Below are 20,447 nucleotides of genomic sequence, written 5' to 3'. Positions count from 1 at the left end.
GTGACATGGGGTTAGATATTCAGGACGCACTGAAGGCGTTGCATACCCGTTGGCGTATGACGGTGTTTTTTGTTGTGTTGTTGTCCAGTGCCATGGCGGCCTTGTTGGTTGCCGGCGTAATTGCCTGGCAGGCACATGGTCCATTGCCTTATGACGCACCAGAGCGGCTTGCCTGGGTGGATGGCGAGTTGCGCAATGAGCAAGGCGAAGTGACGCTCAGCGAATCGTTGTCTGTACCTGCTGCCTGGCAGTTGCATCAGACTCCCGGGTTATTCGAGCTGGCCACGCCACTTTACTATACAGATATGCTGTATGTGGATCATCCTGAGCAGCCAAAAATTGCGGCGGCACTGGTCGAGCCGGGTTATTTTTCCTTGTTTAATCTGTCACTGCAAAGTGGCGACTATTTTGCTGCGTCGTCTTTACAGGGGCAGCAAGCGCAAAGTGCTGCGCAGGCGGTTGTCAGTGCGCGTTTTGCCCGCCGTTATTTGTCGGGCCAGGAGGCGACCGGGCAGGTGATCCAGCTCGATGACCGGCGTTTTCAGGTGGTGGGCATTCTCGCCGAGGACAGCCGGGAGCCGGAGCTGTTGCGGGCTGCACAATATAGCGATGTCTTTTTACCTTTTTTTAGTCATACCGCGACCGATATGACCCCGTTTGCTGATATGGCGATCCGTAATAATGTGCTGCTGGTCGGCAGGACCTTACCACAGGCTAATAAGGTACTACATTCAGAAGCCATGCAGCTGAGTGCCCGCATCAATGCATTGACAGAGCAATATGGGTTTGGTGAAACAACCCTCCATCTGACGCTGCGCCCGCTCGATACTAAACTCAAAGGGGCGCTACAGGACATGGGGCAATGGCTGATTGGCACAGCACTGGGCGTGGTAGTGGTGACCTTGTGTAATTTGTTTGCGCTTTATTTATTGGATTTTAAAAGTCGCCAGTCGCAACTGGCATTACATCTGGCACTGGGGGCGCGTCAATCCAGGCTGTTTCGTCAGGTGTTGTGCCATGCGGTTGCGCTGTTTGCACTGGCGGCCCTGGTGGCAACGGGACTGGCACCGGGCTTAATGGCGCTGGTGCAATACTGGGGAGAGGATATTCTGGGCAGTATTACCTGGTTGCAGTTGTCCTGGCATGCTTATTTGGGAATGTGGGTCGTGGCGTTGTTGCTGGCCTGGGGGTTTGCTCGTAGTGTCTTTACCTTTGTTGACGTGCGTGGGCTCAGGCAGCAACTCAGTGGCTCTGGTAAAGGTCAGGCAAAGCAATTACCAGGCTGGTTAAGTCAATTACTGATCAATGCGCAGCTGACGATAGGCATGGTGGTGCTGTGTTTTAGCCTCTGGTTGTTAAGTCATTACGGTGCACAGATTGGCAAAGCACAGGGCTTTGATGACACGGGCTTAATCCAGGTGCAGATGCAGCAGCTGGATTTTGAGCGCGGCGAACAAAAGGCCCGGGCACGACGTCAACTCAGTGAAGCCAATATTGCAACCTTGCTGGTTCAGCCTCAGATAGCCGCGGCCAGTTTGGCTGCCAATGATCCACTGGAAATGTCGTGGGTTGAACCTATCAGTACGGTGCCTGACAGTGCCCGGCAACTGACCGCTTTTGGGCAATGGAGTGGCGTGGGTTACTTTGAAACCATCGGCCAACGCGTGCTGGCAGGTCAGGCGTTCAGTGCGGATCAACTGACGCTGGATGCCCCGGCAGAGGTGGTGATCATTAACCAAAGCCTGGCTGGTAAATTAGGCCTGACGCTGCAAGATGTCGGGACTACTTTATATTCTCGTAATCAGCGCCCGGTGAGATTGCAAGCCATTGTAGAAGATATCTATTCGCCGACCCTGGGGACGCCGGACATAGTGTATCTGCCACACAACTTTTTTGTCAGTAATCTGATTATCCGCTTGAAGCCGGGACAGTCGCTCGCAAAATCTGATCTGAATGCCCTGCTGCGCGTACAAGATACTACGCAAAGTGTATTTCAGTTAACCAGTATGACGGCGCGTGCCGCTGCGCTGAGTAAATCGGCCCGGCTCAGTGCCTATACGGGGATCGCCCTGAGTTTGTTGATGCTGCTGTTGGTCGGCGCTGGCTTATATGGGATGTTGGGCTACCTGGCGCTGTTGTCTGCACCGGTGTGGCTCATCAAGTGGCAGGTGGGTGCCAAGGCGGGCACGTTGCTAAAAGAGCAATTGATCGGGCGGTTTTGTCAGGTCTTACCAGTTGCTTTTGTGGCATTGTTGTTACTTACTCTGCTGTGCTGGGTATTTAAAGCGGCTTTGATGGGTCTAATAACTAGCTTTTTGATGGCTGTTACTTTCATGTTTTTAATGGTTTTATTGCTGGACTATTACCATACTAAAAGCCAACTGAGAGATTTTTGCTAAATTAGTAACAGATTCTTACAAATGTCACGTTATTGAACGTCTCTATATTGGTAAGATAGGCGGTAGGAAAATATCAATAGGTAAAGTCATGAAAGCACAAGCACTAAAATGGATCTTTCCCGTTGTGGCGTTGGGCCTTGGGGTGGCAGGCTTTTCAGCCATCAACGCGGTCGCAAAGGGTGAGGAAGATAAACAGGTCGTTGATACACGTCCTGTGGTACAGGTCGAATCCGTTCAGGCACAGGATCATCAAGTTCTTATCCAGAGCTATGGTGAAGTCACACCGCTTGAAACAACCCAGTTGTCTGTTCAGGTAGCAGGCGAAGTCGTTTACTGGCATCCCAGCTTTTTGGCGGGCGGCGTGGTTGCGAAGGGCGATATTCTGCTCAGCATAGAGAAAGACAATTACGAAGCGGCGGTGTTACAGGCGGAAGCTCAGCTGGCCAGTGCTGAAGCGGCATTGATTGAAGAGCAGGCACAGGCAGACGTGGCAGCAGATGAAGCCAAACGTTTCCCTAACAAAAAACACACCGACCTGTTTTTGCGCAAACCTCAGGTGATGAGTGCCAAAGCGGCGGTTAAATCTGCCAAGGCCGCATTAATGCGTGCCCAGCGTGACCTGGATAATTGTGATGTGGTTGCACCTTTCAATGGTTTGATAGTGTCTCGTGACGTGGGCCTGGGTCAGTTTGTGTCAACGGGCAGTGTGGTTGCCCAGCTTAATAACATTGAGCAAGCCGAAGTGGTGATCCCCATCGCAGGTTTCGATTCGGTGTTTTTACCTGAAACCGTGGGTGGTACCAAAGCGACTGTATTTAACAAAGGGGTGAATAGCTTTACCCGCGAAGCGCAGATCCATCGTGACCTGGGCACCGTTGACACCCAAACACGTATGAGCAACCTGGTCGTGCGTATCGAAGATCCATACGGTCTGAACAGTGACAAGCCAAAAGTGAAGTTTGGTACTTATGTACAGGTGAGCTTTTTAGGTAAAACGCTCAAACAAATCTATCGTTTGCCACAAGAGCTGGTCAATAACCAGACGGTTTGGTTGATCAATGACAATGCTGAGCTTGAGCCTCGTGAGGTGCAGGTGGTCCGCGAGGAAGGGGAATACTTCCTGGTGGGTGCCGGACTGAACAACAGTGACAAGGTAGTTGTCACCTTACCTGAATATCCACAGCGTGGTATGGCGGTGAAAGTTGCCGGTGCAGATGAGACCAATGCGCAGGGCTCTGGCCTGGAAAAGCTATAACGGCAGGGACGGATAATGAGTGAACAACCAACACCAAAGCAAACGGGGCTGATAGCCTACTTTGCGCATAACTCGGTCGCTGCGAATCTGATGATGTTTTTTATCCTGATCATGGGGATCATCAGTTACTTTACGATCCAGCGCCAGATGTTTCCGAGTATTGAGCTCAATCTCATCTCGGTTAATGCGACCTATCCGGGCGCTTCGCCACAGGAAATTGAAGAAAGTATCCTGATAAAGGTAGAAGAAGCACTGAAAGATGTGACGGAAATAGACAAGGCGGTTTATCGTGCCTACCGTAACGGCGGTAGCGTGCAGTTGGAGATTGACACCAGTGCAGAGCTGGCCGACGTCGCCGACAAAGTACGATCCCGGGTCGACGGTATCGCAACCTTCCCGGCTTCGATGGAGCCGATCCGTGTGCAACAAATAGAGTTTACTCAGGATGTTGTACAGATGGCCCTGGTGGCTGATCTGCCTCTGACACAACTGAAGCCGCTAGCGAAAGAAGTCGAAGACGAGCTGTTGCAGCTGTCTAATATTTCTTTGGTCGATCGTAATATGCCGGAATATGAAATTGCCATTGAAGTTGACCCGGATGCGCTGCGCCGTTACAACATGTCGATGGAAGAAGTGGCTATGGCGATCAGCCGCTACTCAACCAATGTCTCAGCCGGTCAGATCCGGACCAATTCGGGCTTAATCTCAGTACGGGTCGAAAATCAGAAATACCGTGGTAACGAGTTCCGCCGTATCCCGGTTAAAGTGGGCGAAAACGGCGCTAAAGTGCTGTTGCAGGATGTTGCAGAAATCAAAGACGCTTTCATTGAAGGTGAATTCTACTTTCAACTTAACGGCGTGAATGCAGCTTACCTGTCGGTGAAAGCGACCAATGATCAAAACATGGTACCAATCGCCAATACGATCCACTCTTATATTGAAGCGAAGAATAAAACGCTGCCGGAAGGGGTTGAGTTAACGGCCTTTGTGGACATGACTTACTACCTTGAAGCCCGTCTGGCCATGATGAAAAAGAATATGTTCCAGGGGGCGATTCTGGTCGCCATTATGCTGAGCATTTTCTTACGCTTTAAGCTCGCGTTCTGGGTCATGGTGGGTCTGCCTGTGTGCTTCCTGGGCGCCATTATGATGATGCCAGTATTTGGCATCAGCATGAACATTGTGTCTCTGTTTGCCTTTATCATGGTGCTGGGGATCGTGGTGGATGACGCCATTGTCATCGGTGAAGCCGCCTATACCGAAATTGAGCGTAAAGGACCTGGCGTGAATAACGTGGTGGTTGGCGCGAAACGGGTCGCCACACCGGCCACATTCGGGGTGTTGACGACTATGGCGGTGTTTGCCCCTATGGTGTTGTCGAGTGGCCCGGAAGCGGCATTCTTCAAATCGATAGCGGTTGTGGTGATGCTGTGTCTGGCCTTCAGTCTGATTGAGTCTAAGTGGATCCTGCCAGCACACATTGGCCATACCAAGTTTTCACCGATGCGTGAGGGCAGCTGGCGTGCGAAGTTCAACACGCGTTTCTTCGCCTTTGTGAATGGGCCTTACCGCAACCTCATTGAAACCTGTGTACAGTGGCGCTGGACGGTGCTGTGTGGCTTTGTTGGTATGCTCATACTGAGCGTATCACTGATCACCTCGAATCAGGTCAGGTTTGTGGCAATGCCCAAAGTACCGCACGATTACCCTATGGTGAAACTGACCCTGAACGACAATGCCTCGGACTCGCAAACGCTGGAAGCGCTGACCACCATCGAAAACATGATGTTGAAGGTGGAAGACGAGATTGAGCAGGAATATGGACAGCGCATGATCAAAGACATCATGGTCTGGAATGAGGGTCGTACAGAAGGCAACGTGCTGGCGGTATTGGTAGAAGAAGATGACCGTCCGTTTGATGCCTTTGAGCTGTCGCGTCGCTGGCGTGAAAACATGCCGGACATTGCCGGTGTGAAGTCTTTGCTCGTAATTGATGACGTTAACGATGAAGGCCAGGGGCAGGGCGAGTTTGGCTATCTGCTGTATGGTCCGGATATTGATATGCTCAATGCTGCGGGTCGCCAGTTTATTTCTATGCTGCAACAGGAAAAAGGTCTGTTTGATGTGAGTTCAAGTATCGACCCGGAGAGCAAAGAAGTGCAGTTGGTGCTCAAGCAGGTGGCGTATGACCTGAACCTGAGTCTGTCAGACATTGCTAACCAGGTAGGCATGAGCTTCTATGGTGGGGAAGCGCAACGTGTGATCCGCGATGGTGAAGAAATCAAGGTGATGGTGCGTTATCCGCGCCTGGACAGGGAAGCCTTCTCATCACTGAAGCATACGGTCATCACAACGCCTGAGGGCAAAGATGTGATGCTGGGCGATGTGGTTGAGTTCGTGGAGCGCCCGGGTGTGAGCTATATTCGCCGTGAAAATGGCTACCGCACTGTGTATATCTACGGCAACATTGATGAGCAAGTCATTGAACCCAATCAGGTGGTTGAGAACATCAAAGATAACCTGTTGCCTAAGCTGTTTGAACAGTTCCCTGAGGTGAAGACCGAACTGGGCGGTGATATCGAAGAAGATCAGGCACAGGCCAATGAGCAAATGATGTTCTTCATTGCAGGTATGTTTATTGTCTATATCTTACTGGCGGTGCCGCTGAAGAGTTATGGTCAGCCGTTAATCATTATGTCGGTGATCCCGTTCAGCCTGGTCGGTGCCATCTGGGGCCACTGGTTCTTTGGTCTGGATATGAGCATGATGTCGACTTATGGTCTGATTGCGGCGGCGGGGGTTGTGATCAACGACTCGCTGGTCATGACCGATTATGTGAACCAGGTCAGAAAACAAGGCGTGAAGCTGAAAGATGCCGTAGTTGAAGCCGGGTGTGCGCGTTTCAGGGCAATTACCCTGACGTCTATCACCACCTTTGCCGGTGTTATGCCCATCATCTTTGAGACCAGCTTGCAGGCTAAGTTTGTGATCCCCATGGCGGTATCACTGGGCTTTGCAGTGCTGTTTGCGACCTTAATCACCTTAGTGCTGGTACCGTGTCTGTACATCATATTAATTGATGTCAGCAAGATATTTGGCAAAGTGTTTGGTGTGTTTGGTAAAGCCGGGCAGCTGTTTAACCGCAACAAGGTGAGTCAGCAGCAAGGTTAACTGACTGTCATAAAGATACTTTTAAAGGCCAGCATTCGCTGGCCTTTTTCTTTTGCAGATAGAATCTCTGCGGCTCACAGTGAATTAAATGACATCTCAGGCGTTTATTTGCTATGTTAGGATCACAACGGTTTTTAACAAATTAGGAACAAGTGAGTGACCAAAACCCTGACCCCGCCAGTGGCTAAAAAAGTGCCACACACCATGACACATCACCAACACCAAAGGACAGACAACTACTACTGGATGCGTGACGATAAACGTCAGGACGCCGAAATATTAGACCATTTACATGCTGAGAATGCCTATTGTGAGGCGATGATGACGGCGCATAAAGGGCTACAGGACCAGTTATTTGAAGAAATGAAAGGTCGCATTGTCAAAGATGACAGCACGGTGCCGGTTAAGGACGGGCGTTTTTGGTATATGAGCGAAGTCAGTGGCGACGATGAATATTCGCGTCACTATCGTGGCAGCGATGAAGCCATGACGGATAAGCAATTACTGCTGGATGTTAATCAGCTGGCGCAGGCTTACGAGTTTTTTGAACTGGGTGATATTGCCGTCAGCCCTAATGACAATTTGCTGGCCTACAGTGAAGATACGGACGGCCGGCGTATTTATACTGTGCGCTTTAAAGACCTGCAAAGCGGCGAGATGCTGAGTGACGTACTGACTGAAACCGAAGGTGAAGTGGTCTGGGCTAACGACAGCAAAACCGTGTTTTATGTCCGTAAAGACTTGCAAACCCTGCTGGGATATCAGGTCTATCGCCACGTTTTGGGGACGCCGCAAAGTGACGACCAGCTGGTGTATGAAGAGCAGGATCGTCAGTTCTATATGGGTCTGGGTAAGAGCCGTGATGAAAGTGAAATCTATATTCATCTGGCGGCGACAGAAACCACAGATATCCTGGCGTTGTCGGCTGATGAGCCGCTGGGTGAGTTTGAGCCTTTGCTGGCACGCACGCCAGGTCATGAATATGGGTTGGATAAGCTGGGCGAGTATTACTATCTGGTGTCGAACCGGGCTGCGAAAAACTTCCGCCTGTTGCGTGCCACCAAAGATACGCTGGCAGAACCAGAACAGTGGGAAGAGTTAATTGCACACCGTGAACACGTGCTGCTTGAAGGCATGGAATTGTTCCATAGCCACTATGTGGTCACAGAGCGTGAGCGCGGCCAGATCCGCTTTGTGGTGCATGACTATGCCGGACACAGTTATCAGCTGAAATTTGATGATGCCTGTTTCTACGCAGGCCTGGGCTATAACCCTGAACCCGACGCTCAGATGGTTCGGATCTATTATTCAAGCCTGACTACGCCAAGCAGTATTTATGACTTTGCATTGGATGGGGGCAAAAAGACCCTGAAGAAGCAACAGAAAGTCCTGGGTGAGTTTAACCCGGAGCACTATGCGTCTGAGCGATTACATATCCCTGTACGCGATGGTGTCGAAGTGCCGGTGTCACTGGTTTACCGTAAAGACAAATTCAATAAAGATGGCACTAATCCCTTGCTGCAATATGGCTATGGTGCTTACGGGATCACCATAGATCCGAACTTCTCCAGTAACACGCTGAGCCTGCTGGACCGTGGATTTGTGTATGCCATTGCGCATATTCGTGGTTCAGAAATGCTGGGTCGTCACTGGTATGAGCAAGGTAAAAAAGCGCATAAGCAAAACAGTTTTAACGATTTTGAAGATGTAACCCGGGCGTTGGTTGAGCAAGGCTATGGTGCTGCGGATAAAGTGTTTGCTTCTGGTGGCAGTGCCGGTGGTCTGCTGATGGGGGCCGTGGTGAATCAGGCGCCTGGGCTATATCGTGGTATCGGTTGTCATGTGCCGTTTTTGGATGTGCTCACAACCATGCTGGATGAAAGCATCCCGCTGACCACCAATGAATATGACGAGTGGGGGAACCCCAATGATGAGGCGTATTATCGCACCATTTTGGCCTACTCACCCTATGACAACCTGCGCGCAGGGGACTATCCTAATATTCTGGTAACAACCGGCCTGCATGATTCTCAGGTGCAGTATTGGGAGCCAATGAAGTGGGTGGCTAAGCTACGAGAGTTAAAAACCGATAACAATCAACTGTTGTTTAAAACCGATATGGATGCCGGACACGGAGGCGCTTCAGGTCGCTTTAAGAGCCTGCATGAAAAAGCCCTGGAAATGGCTTTCTTTATCGGCTTGCTGGAGCACTAACCGGTGCAACCGCCGGTTGGCATCTGTCAGCCGGTTTGCCGGGAAACGTGACACAGGTGATACAAACGTTTGGAGAGCAAGGTATGTTTGCAGCACATGGAAAATGGCAAATCGACATTGTGCCGCCAGTGATATTTGTAAATCTGATTGGCGCATTTAATCGTGAAGGAGTGCGGGCGTTTGAGCAGCATGCGCTGACTGAGATCGCGCCTTATACAGCAGGTGCGCTAAAGCGTGTGGTGATTAACCTGACCCAGTGTGAACTGGCAACCGCAGACAGTCTGGCTGCATTACAGGTGTATTTTGCCGATGTGGCCCAGCGTGGTTATCAGGAAATTGATTTTATCGGGGTGAACGCGTTGTCGCGTCAGTTGCTGACACAACTGTGGCAGACACACCCGGTGAAAGTGTTATTTTACCTGGATGCGGATGCTTACCTGGTCCAGCACCCGCATTATCGTGATGCGACGTCCTGGCTGAGCTGAGCCGCCTGGTTTGAGGTGGAGGGCGTGCCCTCCACTTATCATCGAGTGTTATGCAAGGTACGCTTTAAGCATCCACACCAGTTTTTCCTGCTCTTTGATGTAATCACTCATCATTGCTGCGGTGCCTTCATCGCTGGCATCACCCGCCTGCTCCAGAATATCGCGCTGCATTTTAATCAAAGTAGTAAAGCCATCCAGTAAGCGTTTTACTGCTTCCTGACCATCACTGATCCCTTTCGCTTCACTGATTTGACTGTGCTCCAGGTAATCGCTGAAGGCGTGCAAAGGAGTGCCTTCAATGGTCAGGATACGCTCTGCGATTTCATCGACCTGAAGCAGTAACTGGTTATAAATTTCTTCAAACTTAACGTGTAACTCGAAGAAGTTACGGCCTTTGATGTTCCAGTGAACACTGCGGGCATTCATATACTGGATCTGGTAACTACTTAACAGGGTATTGAGGCTGCCTACCAGTGCCTGACTTTTCTGACTGTCTAATCCAATACTGTTGCTCATTGTTTACTCCTGTACTGTGGTTAAAAAAGAAGACGCGACATGGTGCGTCTGATTGATGCTTAGTGTGACTAAAAAGGCGGCAGATGCCAAATGGGAAAAGTCGATTGCAGGTATCGAGATTATTGAAGACAGTGCGGCTACGCAGGGAACTCTCGGTTGGAAAAAATAAGATATAGCAGCAGCTTAGCTCGGGTGTTAAGAATGCTTAAAGTTTGCCAGTTTGACACGTTGCGCCCCAACAACGACTGCTAAGTTGATCTATCTCAAACGTAAAATGGGTTGTCTTTTCGCCACAACAGCGCTTTGATTTAGGTCAAAATTTCCACGATTCAGAGGCGCATAATGAACTTAACAGGCACAGAGCGTGAACTTTTTCAGGGTAGTGTAAGTGCGCATCTGAGCCATCCCGTTAGGTTGTTATTTCGGTGTGCCAGAGCACAAATACTGTGCAGCACCCAAGGAGCGTATCATGCAAGGTAAAACCCCTTCTCAACATAAATCCGAAATCGCTGTCGTGGTGATAGCACTGTTGACCTTTGTTGTGGGCCTGGTTGGCCACCTGGCAGGTGCCAGCTATGCAAACTCAGATGCGTTCGGTTATATCGCCGCGCCCATTCCACTGATTGTGGGGATTATCGCATTGGTGGCGTACAAAATTGCAGCCAACGGCGATCATTAATTACGTTCGAGTACGTCGACGATGTAATCGAGTACCGTCCGGGAATAAATTAAGGTGGTGTGGCTGAGACGAAAGATCTTGTGCTCGGCCATGCCCTGCAATTTGGTTTCGTCCAGCAGCACGGTGCCATCGGAACGGCTGCCTTTTTTCAGCAACGGCATCAGACCAATGGGCAAGTCTCCGGCGATACTATAGAGCTTGGCTTTAAACGGCCAGTTTTGCTGTTGGCTGAGCAGGTATTCCACACTGTTTTTGAGCAGCATATCGAAGCCATGATCATGCATGTGTTTGGCGATATAGCTGCCTTTGTGTGGTGTCCCCAGGGTGATCACTTTGCTGATGGCCGCACTGGCGGCTGAATTGTGAGTGAGGTAATCCCGGGCCACCAGGCCACCCATTGAGTGGCAGACCAATGCGGCATCATGGCCCGCAACAAAAGCATCGATCTGTTCAAAGATAGCGTGTCTGTCGGGTGTCAGCGTGTTATAGCTGAGATTGAGGATGTCAAAGCCAAGCTTTTCCAGGCGTTCGCATAGCGGGCGCATGACAAATCCAGACATATACAATCCATGTAAGACGACCACTTTGGTTACTGCCATTGTTTTTACCTCTTTTGCACCCGGGTGAGCTTATCCTTGTAGTGTTTCGGGGATCAGGTGCACGCTGTGTTGCTCATCACTGAACCAAATCTCGCCATCCTGCACTGTGACGGTTAACGCCATTGTACGCGTTAGCATTTCAGCCATCACGCTGGTGGCGCTATAAGGCAGGCTGATGATTTTTAGGTTGCTATACTGGCGCAGGGTGTTTTGGTTCTTTTGCCACCATGGGCCCTGATTGTTCTCACCATACGTATAAAGTACCACTTTTTTGGCTCGATTGCTGGCTTTTTTCAGCCATTTTTCTTCCGGTAAGCCAACACTGAGCCACAGCTCGATTTCGTCACTGTAGTTTTTTAGCCAGATATCCGGCTCATCTTCGACGCATAAGCCTTTACTGAAACTGAGTCCATCCTGATATTCCAGAGCAAATGCCAGTAGCCTGACCATCACGCGTTGGGCGTTCTCTGATGGATGTTGTGCCAGCGTGACACTGATGTCCTGATACACATGACGGTCCATATCGCTGAGCGAGAGGTTGGCCTTTAAAATAGTTGATTTGAGTGCCATTGCCTGTCCAATTTAGCAAAAACGCCATTATATCGGTAAATACACATTTTGTGCGGGGAAAATCAGGCTGTTCTACGTTAGTCAAAATGCAGGTAGTAGCGGAACAGACACGCCTGCAAAAGTGCGCAACCAGGCAGCAACCAGAGCCCGTTAAAAGTCAGTGTGAGTATCAGCAGTATGGCGGGCAGGGTTGCGTAGAAAACAAGATGGCCATTGGTATAGCGACCGCACAGCCAGTGAACCGGCAAGCCAATGGCGAGCCAGCCTATCACAGAGAAAGCGAGGTAAAATGCTGAGAGGAGCGCGATGGTGGTAAACAGGCGCACCGTTTCCATTGGACCGGGGAAGTCATCAAACATCAAGGCCGTAATACCCAGCAATAGCAGCAGGCCGGTGTAAAAGACACTTTTTACTGCGGCACTGTCCCAGTTTCCTTTCAAAACACATGCTCCCTGTTCTGTGTAACCTGTTGCTGCATCTTTGATCCCCCAATATCCACGTTTATAGTACACTATGCGTTATTCATGTGTCGCGTGGCCGGGTTGCAGAAAGTATGTTTTCTGTGCGTCTACAGTCTGACACAGCCAGATTTAATAAGGTAGAAAACGATGAGCAGAACAGGTATCCAGTGGTTTCCGGGACATATGAACAAGGCGCGCAATGAGATCAAAGAGATCATGCCGCAGATGGATGTGATTATTGAAGTGCTGGATGCCCGCATACCCTACAGCAGCGAAAACCCCATGGTGGCGCAGTTGCGCGGCGACAAACCGGTCATCAAAATTATGAACAAGGCTGACCTGGCCGACCCTGAGCAGACTCAGGCCTGGATGGACTACTTTGAGCGCGAAGATGGCGTCAAAACCCTCGCATTTGGCCATGACAAGGGCAACGAGGTACAGCGGATCAATGCGCTGTGTAAAAAGCTGGCACCGCAAAAAGTGGGTCAGGATAAGCAGCTTAAGGCCATGATCATGGGGATCCCCAACGTCGGTAAATCTACCTTGATCAACATCTTGGCCGGACGAATTGTTGCTAAAACGGGCAACGAACCCGCGGTCACTAAGGCTCAACAGCGTATCAAGCTGGAAGACGGCATTATGCTGTATGACACGCCGGGCATGTTATGGCCAAAAGTAGAAAACGAAAACTCGGGTTATCGTTTGGCTGCCACCGGTGCCATTCGTGATACTGCGATCAATTATGAGGAAGTGGCCAGTTATACCGCAGAGTACCTGTTACAGGCTTATCCTCAGCTGTTGCAGGCACGCTATAAAATTGACGAGCTGCCCGAGTGCGACTGGACCTTTATTGAAATGGCCGGACGTAAGCGTGGTTGTATTCGCGGTGGCAATCAGGTCGATACGCACAAAATGTCGGAGATCCTGATCAACGAACTGCGCGATGCCGTCATTGGCCGTATCACCATGGAAACACCACAAATGCGGGATGAGGAAGAAGAGATGGTGGCTCAGTTGCGTCTGGCGGCAGAGGCCAAGAAAGCAGCCAAAGAAGAAGAAAAGCGTCAGCGCCGCGCGCGCGCGCGTAAAAACCGCCGTTAATCTGTGGGGTTGGAGTAAAAATCAGGCATAAAAAAAGCCCGGGGCAGGGCTTTTTTATTTCATATCTACCGTCACCGATATGAGCAATGTAGCAAGTAAAATGTGAGTTGGTTGCCTGTGAGCCACATCAAGGGGCGTTAATGTTTTTCACCTGCAACCAGAGCTTTTTGCGTAAGCAACACGTACTTCTGAGTCGAGAAACAAACTGAGTACTACAACAAAGTGAGCCGTCAATCTCGCTTTGTTGATAATGATTATCAGTTAGATCTTTGCGGGTGTCAACACCTATTTGAAATTAATTCTCATTTACGTTTTGTGGTTTGATCATCAGGCCGTAAATTTCAGGCATAAAAAAAGCCCTGAGCAGGGCTTTTCGATTTCATATCTACCGTCACCGATATGAGCAATGTAGCAAGTAATATAGTGGGTTGCCTGTGAGCTGCACCGAGGGGCGTCAGTGCTTTACACCTGCAACCTAAGCTTTTTTGCGTGAGCAACACGTACTTATTCTGGGTCGAAAACAAGTTAAAACATCAACAAATTGAGCCGTCAGCCTCGCCTTGTTGATAATGATTATCAATTAGATTTGTGCGAATGTCAACACCTATTTGAAATTAATTCTCATTTGCGTTTTTGTAATTAGATCATCAGGCAGTAAATTTCAGGCATAAAAAAAGCCCTGAGCAGGGCTTTTTATGTTCATATCTACCGTCACCGATATGAGCAATGTAGCAAGTAAAATAGTAAGTTGGTTGCAAGCATCCTGCATTAAGGGGCGTTAATACTTAACACCTGCAACCTGCGCTGTTTACGTGCGCATCACGTGTTTCAGGGTCGAGAAACAAATTACGTACTTCGACAAAGTGAGCCGTCAATCTCGCTTTGTTGAGATTGATTATCAATTAGATCTTTGTGCCTGTCAATAATTTTTGAAAATAATTCTCATTTAGTTTGTTTCTTCCTGCTTGCAGTTGTATCCGTTGATGTTGTGCAGGGCATTACACAGGCGTTGTTGATAATGTGGCTGGAACTGAGTTGTCAGGGAGAATACGAAAGGGAGCCTGTCTTCATTTAGAAATGAAAAAAGCCCTGAGGAGGGCTTTTTGGGATCATATCTACCGTCACCGATATGAGCAATGTAGCAAGTAAAATATAAAATGGTTGTTGAGTTACACCAAGGGGCGTCAATGTAACTCATTAACAACCAGTGCTGTTATCGTGCGCGACACGCGTTTCAGGGTCGAGAAACAATTAGAGTAACAAAATGAACCGTCAAGTCACTTTGTTGAGATTGATTATCAATTAGATCTTTGTGCCTGTCAATTGCTTTTTGAAAGTAATTCTCATTTATATTTTGAGGTGAGCTGTGTGTGGTATTGTGGATCTATTTTATGAATTTATGCATGACGTGTATCTATACTGTAAACAAGTAAGCTGTTAGTCTGGCTTTGCTTGAATAGCTAAAAGGAATTTATAATGGCCACTTGTTTTTTGCCAGTTGCAGCCGTAGCCGCATTCAGCCTGCCTGCATATGCCCTGGACTCTTTTGATATCAACACCCAGTTACTTTCTTTTGCCTCTCAAGGCCATACAATTTATCTGGAGACATCGCCTGTACCACATTCAGGGCAACTGATACGTCTGCGCTTTTGGGCGCAATGCAAGGGTCAGCAATGCGATGACCCGCGCTTTGTACGACAGATGGTCCGTGATCTGGAATGGGCGATGCCACGAGAGGCGATCGGCGTGTCAGACAAAGCGGATGTTCTGCCCTGTCAAAATGTGCTTGAGGGGTGCTGGCCGAGTTTGAATTCAACTCGTATGCTGCTGGAAACGGATGTGACATCTCAGGAGTTGACTTCATTTGACCTGAACATTTTTGATTTGTTAATCATTTCTATGACCCCAGAATCCGGCTCGGTGATCCCTACACAGGCCTGCACTCGTGAGGCGCGACCGGGTCTTTGTATGGTGAACGATAACTTTCAGTTTACCACGCTCAGCCCAACGTCATTTTCGGTAACCTATGAGGCGAACTGGAATGATGCGGATCAGCGCGATGATGAGCAGGAGCTCCACCGCTTTACTCAAAGACAAGGTTATCATTGCAAAGAGCAGGCACACACCCTGGCGTCGCATGTGCGGGTAACACTGACATGCGAGCATCAGGGTGAGTAAAGGCGCGGGCTTAGTGTGCTTGCAGCCAGTAATAGTAGTCGGTGGCATCGTGAATATCGACGCGCTGTTGCGCCGCTTCCAGCTCACCAATGACCTGGTGTAAATGGGCAGGGCTTTGCCAGGTATTGCTGACATCTACGCTCAGCCTCACCGAAAAGGTGGGGGAAGCCAATGCCCGTTCATCAGCGGTGGCATTCAAAATGGAGGCGCTGTTATCCCGCTCGTAAGCCATAATTGAAATCCCATCCAGCACTTCTTCAAGTGCGGCTAAAAAGGCCTTCCCCTGATCGGCCCAGCCAATTTTTGCCGAGCTGTCATACCAGGTGGGAATATCGGCGTACAACCTTAACTGCGCCATACCCTGATCATCCAGCAAAGCCCTGATGGCTTTGAATGTATCTATGAGCTGCCACAACAACGCCTGACGAGACTGGGGTGTGCCTTGCTTCCATTCAGCCAGTGCATGAGGCTCAATATCCAGATGCAGTGCAGTAAATTCAGCATCAGGCGCTGCATTGCGCTGATAATCAATAAGGCGGGTTTGTAATTTGTTGAGCATTTTGCTGTGATTTTGCGCGAAAACCCAGGTATTTTGCGCCATCAGGTAATGTGACTGAATACCATGCGCAGCCAGTGTTTGATTCCACTGTGCAACGGCCTGAGACTGTGTTTGTGTATATTGTCCGTAGGAGCCGTAAACAGCAGTGATATGTTGTTGTTGCAGCAAATCGATCAGTGTCTGCTGCGTCGACTGGCTGGTGATCATAGCGGATGCCCCCAGCGGATCTCCGCCTTTTTTCCACAGCCAGGTTGCGCGTTCTGTCGCTTGTGCACAGGCACTGGTGGTCAGCGCCAGTGCCAAGAGTGTTCCCAGAGAAGTGTTGCTTATAGCCATGTTTTGTTCCCTTTATAGTTGTTCGATAGTCGGTGAACCCCCTCAGTAAGGATCTGCTTGGGTGCTCGATCCCGGTGCCAAATTGCCGTATAACTAACCTTAAATAACAAAAAATCAACAGGACATGTATGCTGAGTTTACTTGGCTTAATCGGCGCACTGGCGTTACTGATTGGCCTGACCCTGCGAGGGGTCAACTTGTTTATCGCTGCGCCTCTGTGCGCATTAATCGTGGCGCTGACCAGTGACATTGCTATTTTTAATGCCACCGCTGGTCAACCCTTTGTGTCTCTCTATATGGCCGGATTTGCCGGGTTTTTGCAAGCCTGGTTTTTAATGTTCTTGCTGGGCTCCCTGTTTGGCAAGTTTATGGAAGACAGCGGGGCCGCGGATGCCATTGCCCATTATGTGATTGGCAAAATCGGCATGAAATACGCGGTGTTAGCTGTGGTGCTGGCCTGTGCTTTGCTGACCTATGGCGGCGTCAGCGTGTTCATTGTTGCCTTTTCTGTCTACCCGATGGCGCTCAGTCTGTTCAAAGATGCTAACTTGCCCCGGCGCTTTATCCCGGCGGTGCTGGCATTTGGTTCCGTGACCTTTACCATGACCTCTGCGGGGTCGCCCGAAATTCAGAACTGGATCCCAATCAAATACCTGGGGACTTCGCCCTATGCTGCCTGGCAGGAAAGTCTGGTGGTGGCTATTTTTATGGCGGGATTAGGGTATGTGTTATTGAGCTGGATGATCCGCCGGGCGGTGGCCAATGGCGAATGTTTTGTGGCCCGGGATAATGACCCTGAACAGATCCAGCGCAACTTACCGCACCCGATCACGGGTTTATTGCCCTTGCTGGTCGTGTTGATTTTGTCATTTACTCTGCATAGCACACTCCAGCAAAACGCGCTGATCGTCGCATTACTGGGGGGAGTGCTGACGATATTAGCGATTAACTTCAGGCATTTTCATAATTTATCTCAGGCGGTGAACTTAGGCACCACAGGGGCTTTGGTGGCGATCGGCAACACGGCTGCGGTGGTCGGGTTCGGTGCGGTTGCCAAAGGCACGCCGGCCTTCAATGAGGCCGTTGCCCTGATGACCAGTATTCCCGGCAACGAACTGCTCGGTGCCGCGATTGCGGTCAGCGTGATCGCCGCACTGACAGGGTCGGCATCGGGTGGACAGGCCATTGCTTTGCCCTTGGTTGCGCCTCATTATCTCGACTTAGGCGTGGATGCCAGTCAGCTTCACCGGGTGGTGGCGATCAGCTCAGGTGCACTCGACACTTTGCCGCACAATGGCTATGTCGTGACCACAGTGCGGGCGATCTGTGGCGAGAAGCATCAGGATGCGTACTGGCCATTGGCGGTGTTGACTGTCTTGGTGCCTTTGTTGGGGGTTGGGCTGATCCTGGGCTTGTTTATCTGGTTTTAGCGCCCTCAAAGCAGACGCTATGCTCAGGGGCGAGATCATCGTCAAAGCCCCTATTTTAGGTAAGCCCGGGCAGCAATCAGCGGTTATTTAGGCGATTAAAATGGTCGCTGATTAGGCTCGTTCATCACACTTTGGCTACTAGATAAAATGGGGACAGCCTTTATCTGACGGCGTTTTCGAACGCATAAAAGCCATCTAAGCAAAATACATTCCAGTAGAAACCACTTTTTTCTCAAATTGATTGCATTTTAGACGACTTGAAGGATGATGTTCGCCTAAAGAGGTGATATACTCCCGCCGAATAATTTTTCTACTTTAAATAGAGCAAAACAATGGCAGATTTATCAAAGTACAGAAACATTGGTATTTTCGCGCACGTTGATGCGGGTAAAACTACCACCACTGAGCGTATACTAAAGCTTACTGGTAAAATTCATAAAACCGGTGAAGTACACGACGGTGAGTCTACAACTGACTTCATGGAGCAGGAAGCTGAGCGTGGTATTACAATCCAGTCAGCTGCGGTAACTTGTGAGTGGAAAGGCCACCGCTTAAACGTTATCGACACTCCTGGACACGTTGACTTCACAGTTGAAGTATATCGTTCACTGAAAGTACTTGACGGTGGTATCGGTGTATTCTGTGGATCTGGCGGTGTTGAGCCTCAGTCAGAAACTAACTGGCGTTACGCGAACGAATCAGAAGTTGCACGTTGTATCTTCGTAAACAAGCTTGACCGTATGGGTGCTGATTTCTACCGCGTAGTAGATCAGGTTCAAAACGTACTTGCTGCTAACCCACTTGTTATGACACTGCCTATCGGTATCGAAGACGAGTTCTGTGGTGTTGTAGACGTACTTGAGAAGAAAGCGTACGTTTGGGATGAGACAGGTCTTCCTGAAAACTACGAGATCCAAGACGTTCCTGCAGACATGGTTGACAAAGTTGAAGAATACCATGAAATGCTGATCGAAACTGCGGTTGAGCAAGACGACGACCTGATGGAAGCGTACATGGAAGGTGAAATGCCTTCTCTTGAGCAAATCAAAGCATGTATCCGTAAAGGTACACGTGATCTGGCGTTCTTCCCAACTTACTGTGGTTCTGCATTCAAAAACAAAGGTATGCAACTAGTACTAGATGCAGTTGTAGATTACCTACCTGCACCAACAGAAGTTGATCCTCAGCCGCTTACAGACAAAGACACTGGTGAGCCTACTGGTGAAGTTGCAACTGTAGACGCTGAGCAGCCGCTTAAAGCGCTTGCGTTTAAGATCATGGACGACCGTTTCGGTGCCCTGACCTTTATCCGTATCTACTCTGGTCGCATGAAGAAAGGTGACACAGTACTTAACTCTGCAACTGGTAAAACAGAGCGTATCGGCCGCATGGTTGAGATGCAAGCAGACGAGCGTAACGAACTGACTGAAGCACAAGCGGGTGACATCATCGCGGTTGTTGGTATGAAGAACGTTCAGACTGGTCACACACTATGTGATCCTAAGCACGAATGTACACTTGAAGCGATGATCTTCCCTGAGCCGGTAATCTCTATCGCGGTAGCACCTAAAGATAAAGGTGGTAACGAGAAGATGGGTATCGCGATCGGTAAGATGGTTGCAGAAGATCCTTCATTCCAGGTTGAAACTGACGAAGATTCAGGTGAAACCATCCTTAAAGGTATGGGTGAACTTCACCTTGACATCAAAGTTGATATCCTTAAGCGTACTTACGGTGTTGAACTTGTTGTTGGTCAGCCTCAGGTTGCTTACCGTGAAACTATCACGCAAGAAGTTGAAGATAGCTACACGCACAAGAAACAGTCTGGTGGTTCTGGTCAGTTCGGTAAGATCGACTACCGCATCAAGCCTGGTGAGCCTAACTCTGGCTACACTTTCTCATCTTCAGTTGTTGGTGGTAACGTTCCTAAGGAATTCTGGCCAGCCGTTGAGAAAGGCTTCAAGATGATGATGGACGAAGGTGTTCTAGCTGGCTTCCCAGTACTAGACGTTGAAGTTGAACTGTTCGACGGTGGTTTCCACGCAGTTGACTCATCAGCTATCGCTTTCGAAATCGCAGCGAAAGGCGCATTCCGTCAGTCAATCCCTAAAGCGGGTCCTCAACTTCTTGAGCCTGTGATGAAGGTTGACGTGTTCACACCAGAAGACAACGTAGGTGACGTAATCGGTGACCTTAACCGTCGTCGTGGTATGATCAAAGACCAAGAAGCTGGCGCAACTGGCGTACGTATCAAGGGTGAAGTACCACTATCTGAAATGTTCGGATACATTGGTCACCTGCGTACTATCACGTCTGGTCGTGGTCAGTTCTCAATGGAGTTCTCTCACTATGCACCTTGCCCGGCAAACGTTGCTGACGCAGTAATCGCAGCTGAGAAAGAGAAAAAAGCAGCTAAGTAATTAGTTGACTGATTTCTGAAAAAGGCCGCATTCGCGGCCTTTTTTAATGTCTGAGTTTTCTGCTGTGTTGCACA

The 20,447-nt window shown here is 49.5% G+C and carries 15 protein-coding genes; 10 read left to right on the top strand and 5 right to left on the bottom strand.

The window, feature by feature from the left end; translation table 11 throughout:
* Nucleotides 1-5: 5 nt before the first annotated feature.
* The 5 genes from QNM19_RS21160 to QNM19_RS21140 all read left to right on the top strand — a co-directional run bounded on the left by QNM19_RS21160 (nucleotide 6) and on the right by QNM19_RS21140 (nucleotide 9,524).
* Nucleotides 6-2,399 carry an ABC transporter permease gene (locus tag QNM19_RS21160; RefSeq protein WP_049863899.1) on the top strand — a complete coding sequence of 798 codons (2,394 nt, stop codon included), beginning with the start codon at nucleotides 6-8 and terminating at the stop codon, nucleotides 2,397-2,399.
* An 88-nt stretch (nucleotides 2,400-2,487) separates the two neighbouring features.
* Nucleotides 2,488-3,654 (top strand): efflux RND transporter periplasmic adaptor subunit, encoded by a 1,167-nt coding sequence (locus tag QNM19_RS21155; RefSeq protein ID WP_284027176.1) that lies wholly within the window; start codon nucleotides 2,488-2,490, stop codon nucleotides 3,652-3,654.
* Between the two features lie 15 nt (nucleotides 3,655-3,669).
* A complete protein-coding gene (locus tag QNM19_RS21150; protein WP_049863898.1) occupies nucleotides 3,670-6,825 on the top strand; it encodes an efflux RND transporter permease subunit in 3,156 nt (1,051 codons plus the stop codon).
* Nucleotides 6,826-6,981: 156 nt separating this feature from the next.
* Nucleotides 6,982-9,039, top strand: a complete 2,058-nt coding sequence (locus QNM19_RS21145; protein WP_049863897.1) for a S9 family peptidase — start codon at nucleotides 6,982-6,984, stop codon at nucleotides 9,037-9,039.
* Nucleotides 9,040-9,122: 83 nt separating this feature from the next.
* Nucleotides 9,123-9,524, top strand: a complete 402-nt coding sequence (locus QNM19_RS21140; RefSeq protein ID WP_049863896.1) for a hypothetical protein — start codon at nucleotides 9,123-9,125, stop codon at nucleotides 9,522-9,524.
* A gap of 48 nt (nucleotides 9,525-9,572) precedes the next feature.
* Here QNM19_RS21140 and QNM19_RS21135 read toward each other — a convergent pair whose 3' ends face one another.
* The gene (locus QNM19_RS21135) at nucleotides 9,573-10,040 is read right to left on the bottom strand and encodes a Dps family protein (protein ID WP_010384992.1); all 468 of its coding nucleotides are present in this window, start codon (nucleotides 10,038-10,040) and stop codon (nucleotides 9,573-9,575) included.
* Nucleotides 10,041-10,509: 469 nt separating this feature from the next.
* On the opposite strand from QNM19_RS21135, the gene QNM19_RS21130 reads away from it, so the two are divergent.
* Entirely contained in the window at nucleotides 10,510-10,719 is a 210-nt protein-coding gene (locus tag QNM19_RS21130; RefSeq protein ID WP_010384994.1) for a hypothetical protein, read from the top strand.
* On the opposite strand, the gene QNM19_RS21125 is transcribed toward QNM19_RS21130, so the two are convergent.
* The 3 genes from QNM19_RS21125 to QNM19_RS21115 form a co-directional block, all read right to left on the bottom strand.
* On the bottom strand, nucleotides 10,716-11,318 hold the full coding sequence (locus QNM19_RS21125) for a PGAP1-like alpha/beta domain-containing protein (protein WP_049863895.1): 603 nt from the start codon (nucleotides 11,316-11,318) through the stop codon (nucleotides 10,716-10,718). The genes QNM19_RS21130 and QNM19_RS21125 overlap by 4 nt on opposite strands.
* A 30-nt stretch (nucleotides 11,319-11,348) precedes the next feature.
* On the bottom strand, nucleotides 11,349-11,888 hold the full coding sequence (locus QNM19_RS21120) for a YaeQ family protein (protein ID WP_049863894.1): 540 nt from the start codon (nucleotides 11,886-11,888) through the stop codon (nucleotides 11,349-11,351).
* Nucleotides 11,889-11,965: 77 nt separating this feature from the next.
* Nucleotides 11,966-12,328 carry a hypothetical protein gene (locus QNM19_RS21115; RefSeq protein WP_157576750.1) on the bottom strand — a complete coding sequence of 121 codons (363 nt, stop codon included), beginning with the start codon at nucleotides 12,326-12,328 and terminating at the stop codon, nucleotides 11,966-11,968.
* A gap of 168 nt (nucleotides 12,329-12,496) precedes the next feature.
* Between QNM19_RS21115 and ylqF the strand changes: the two genes are divergently transcribed.
* Both ylqF and QNM19_RS21105 read left to right on the top strand, forming a co-directional pair.
* Nucleotides 12,497-13,450 (top strand): ribosome biogenesis GTPase YlqF, encoded by a 954-nt coding sequence (gene ylqF, locus QNM19_RS21110; protein WP_049863892.1) that lies wholly within the window; start codon nucleotides 12,497-12,499, stop codon nucleotides 13,448-13,450.
* 1,476 nt (nucleotides 13,451-14,926) lie between these two features.
* Nucleotides 14,927-15,628, top strand: a complete 702-nt coding sequence (locus QNM19_RS21105; protein ID WP_049863891.1) for a hypothetical protein — start codon at nucleotides 14,927-14,929, stop codon at nucleotides 15,626-15,628.
* A 10-nt stretch (nucleotides 15,629-15,638) separates the two neighbouring features.
* Here QNM19_RS21105 and QNM19_RS21100 read toward each other — a convergent pair whose 3' ends face one another.
* Complete coding sequence (locus QNM19_RS21100) at nucleotides 15,639-16,523, bottom strand: hypothetical protein (protein WP_049863890.1); 885 nt, start codon at nucleotides 16,521-16,523, stop codon at nucleotides 15,639-15,641.
* 128 nt (nucleotides 16,524-16,651) lie between these two features.
* Here QNM19_RS21100 and QNM19_RS21095 point away from each other — a divergent pair, with 128 nt between their 5' ends.
* On the top strand, nucleotides 16,652-17,953 hold the full coding sequence (locus tag QNM19_RS21095; RefSeq protein WP_010385000.1) for a GntP family permease: 1,302 nt from the start codon (nucleotides 16,652-16,654) through the stop codon (nucleotides 17,951-17,953).
* Between the two features lie 332 nt (nucleotides 17,954-18,285).
* Nucleotides 18,286-20,373, top strand: a complete 2,088-nt coding sequence (fusA, locus tag QNM19_RS21090) for an elongation factor G (RefSeq protein WP_049863889.1) — start codon at nucleotides 18,286-18,288, stop codon at nucleotides 20,371-20,373.
* Nucleotides 20,374-20,447: the final 74 nt, after the last annotated feature.

This window comes from Pseudoalteromonas ardens (assembly GCF_030125445.1).
Lineage (GTDB): Bacteria > Pseudomonadota > Gammaproteobacteria > Enterobacterales > Alteromonadaceae > Pseudoalteromonas > Pseudoalteromonas ardens.
The sequence above is the reverse complement of the archived record's forward strand: the minus strand, read 5'-3'. Positions and strand labels throughout refer to the sequence as shown.

What these genes read in the sequence shown, in the direction of transcription:
- QNM19_RS21160 (WP_049863899.1), top strand. Translation starts at nt 6, where the DNA reads ATGGGGTTAGATATTCAGGACGCACTGAAGGCGTTGCATACCCGTTGG.
- QNM19_RS21155 (WP_284027176.1), top strand. Translation starts at nt 2,488, where the DNA reads ATGAAAGCACAAGCACTAAAATGGATCTTTCCCGTTGTGGCGTTGGGC.
- QNM19_RS21150 (WP_049863898.1), top strand. Translation starts at nt 3,670, where the DNA reads ATGAGTGAACAACCAACACCAAAGCAAACGGGGCTGATAGCCTACTTT.
- QNM19_RS21140 (WP_049863896.1), top strand. Translation starts at nt 9,123, where the DNA reads ATGTTTGCAGCACATGGAAAATGGCAAATCGACATTGTGCCGCCAGTG.
- QNM19_RS21135 (WP_010384992.1), bottom strand. Translation starts at nt 10,040, where the DNA reads ATGAGCAACAGTATTGGATTAGACAGTCAGAAAAGTCAGGCACTGGTA.
- QNM19_RS21130 (WP_010384994.1), top strand. Translation starts at nt 10,510, where the DNA reads ATGCAAGGTAAAACCCCTTCTCAACATAAATCCGAAATCGCTGTCGTG.
- QNM19_RS21125 (WP_049863895.1), bottom strand. Translation starts at nt 11,318, where the DNA reads ATGGCAGTAACCAAAGTGGTCGTCTTACATGGATTGTATATGTCTGGA.
- QNM19_RS21120 (WP_049863894.1), bottom strand. Translation starts at nt 11,888, where the DNA reads ATGGCACTCAAATCAACTATTTTAAAGGCCAACCTCTCGCTCAGCGAT.
- ylqF (WP_049863892.1), top strand. Translation starts at nt 12,497, where the DNA reads ATGAGCAGAACAGGTATCCAGTGGTTTCCGGGACATATGAACAAGGCG.
- QNM19_RS21105 (WP_049863891.1), top strand. Translation starts at nt 14,927, where the DNA reads ATGGCCACTTGTTTTTTGCCAGTTGCAGCCGTAGCCGCATTCAGCCTG.
- QNM19_RS21100 (WP_049863890.1), bottom strand. Translation starts at nt 16,523, where the DNA reads ATGGCTATAAGCAACACTTCTCTGGGAACACTCTTGGCACTGGCGCTG.
- QNM19_RS21095 (WP_010385000.1), top strand. Translation starts at nt 16,652, where the DNA reads ATGCTGAGTTTACTTGGCTTAATCGGCGCACTGGCGTTACTGATTGGC.
- fusA (WP_049863889.1), top strand. Translation starts at nt 18,286, where the DNA reads ATGGCAGATTTATCAAAGTACAGAAACATTGGTATTTTCGCGCACGTT.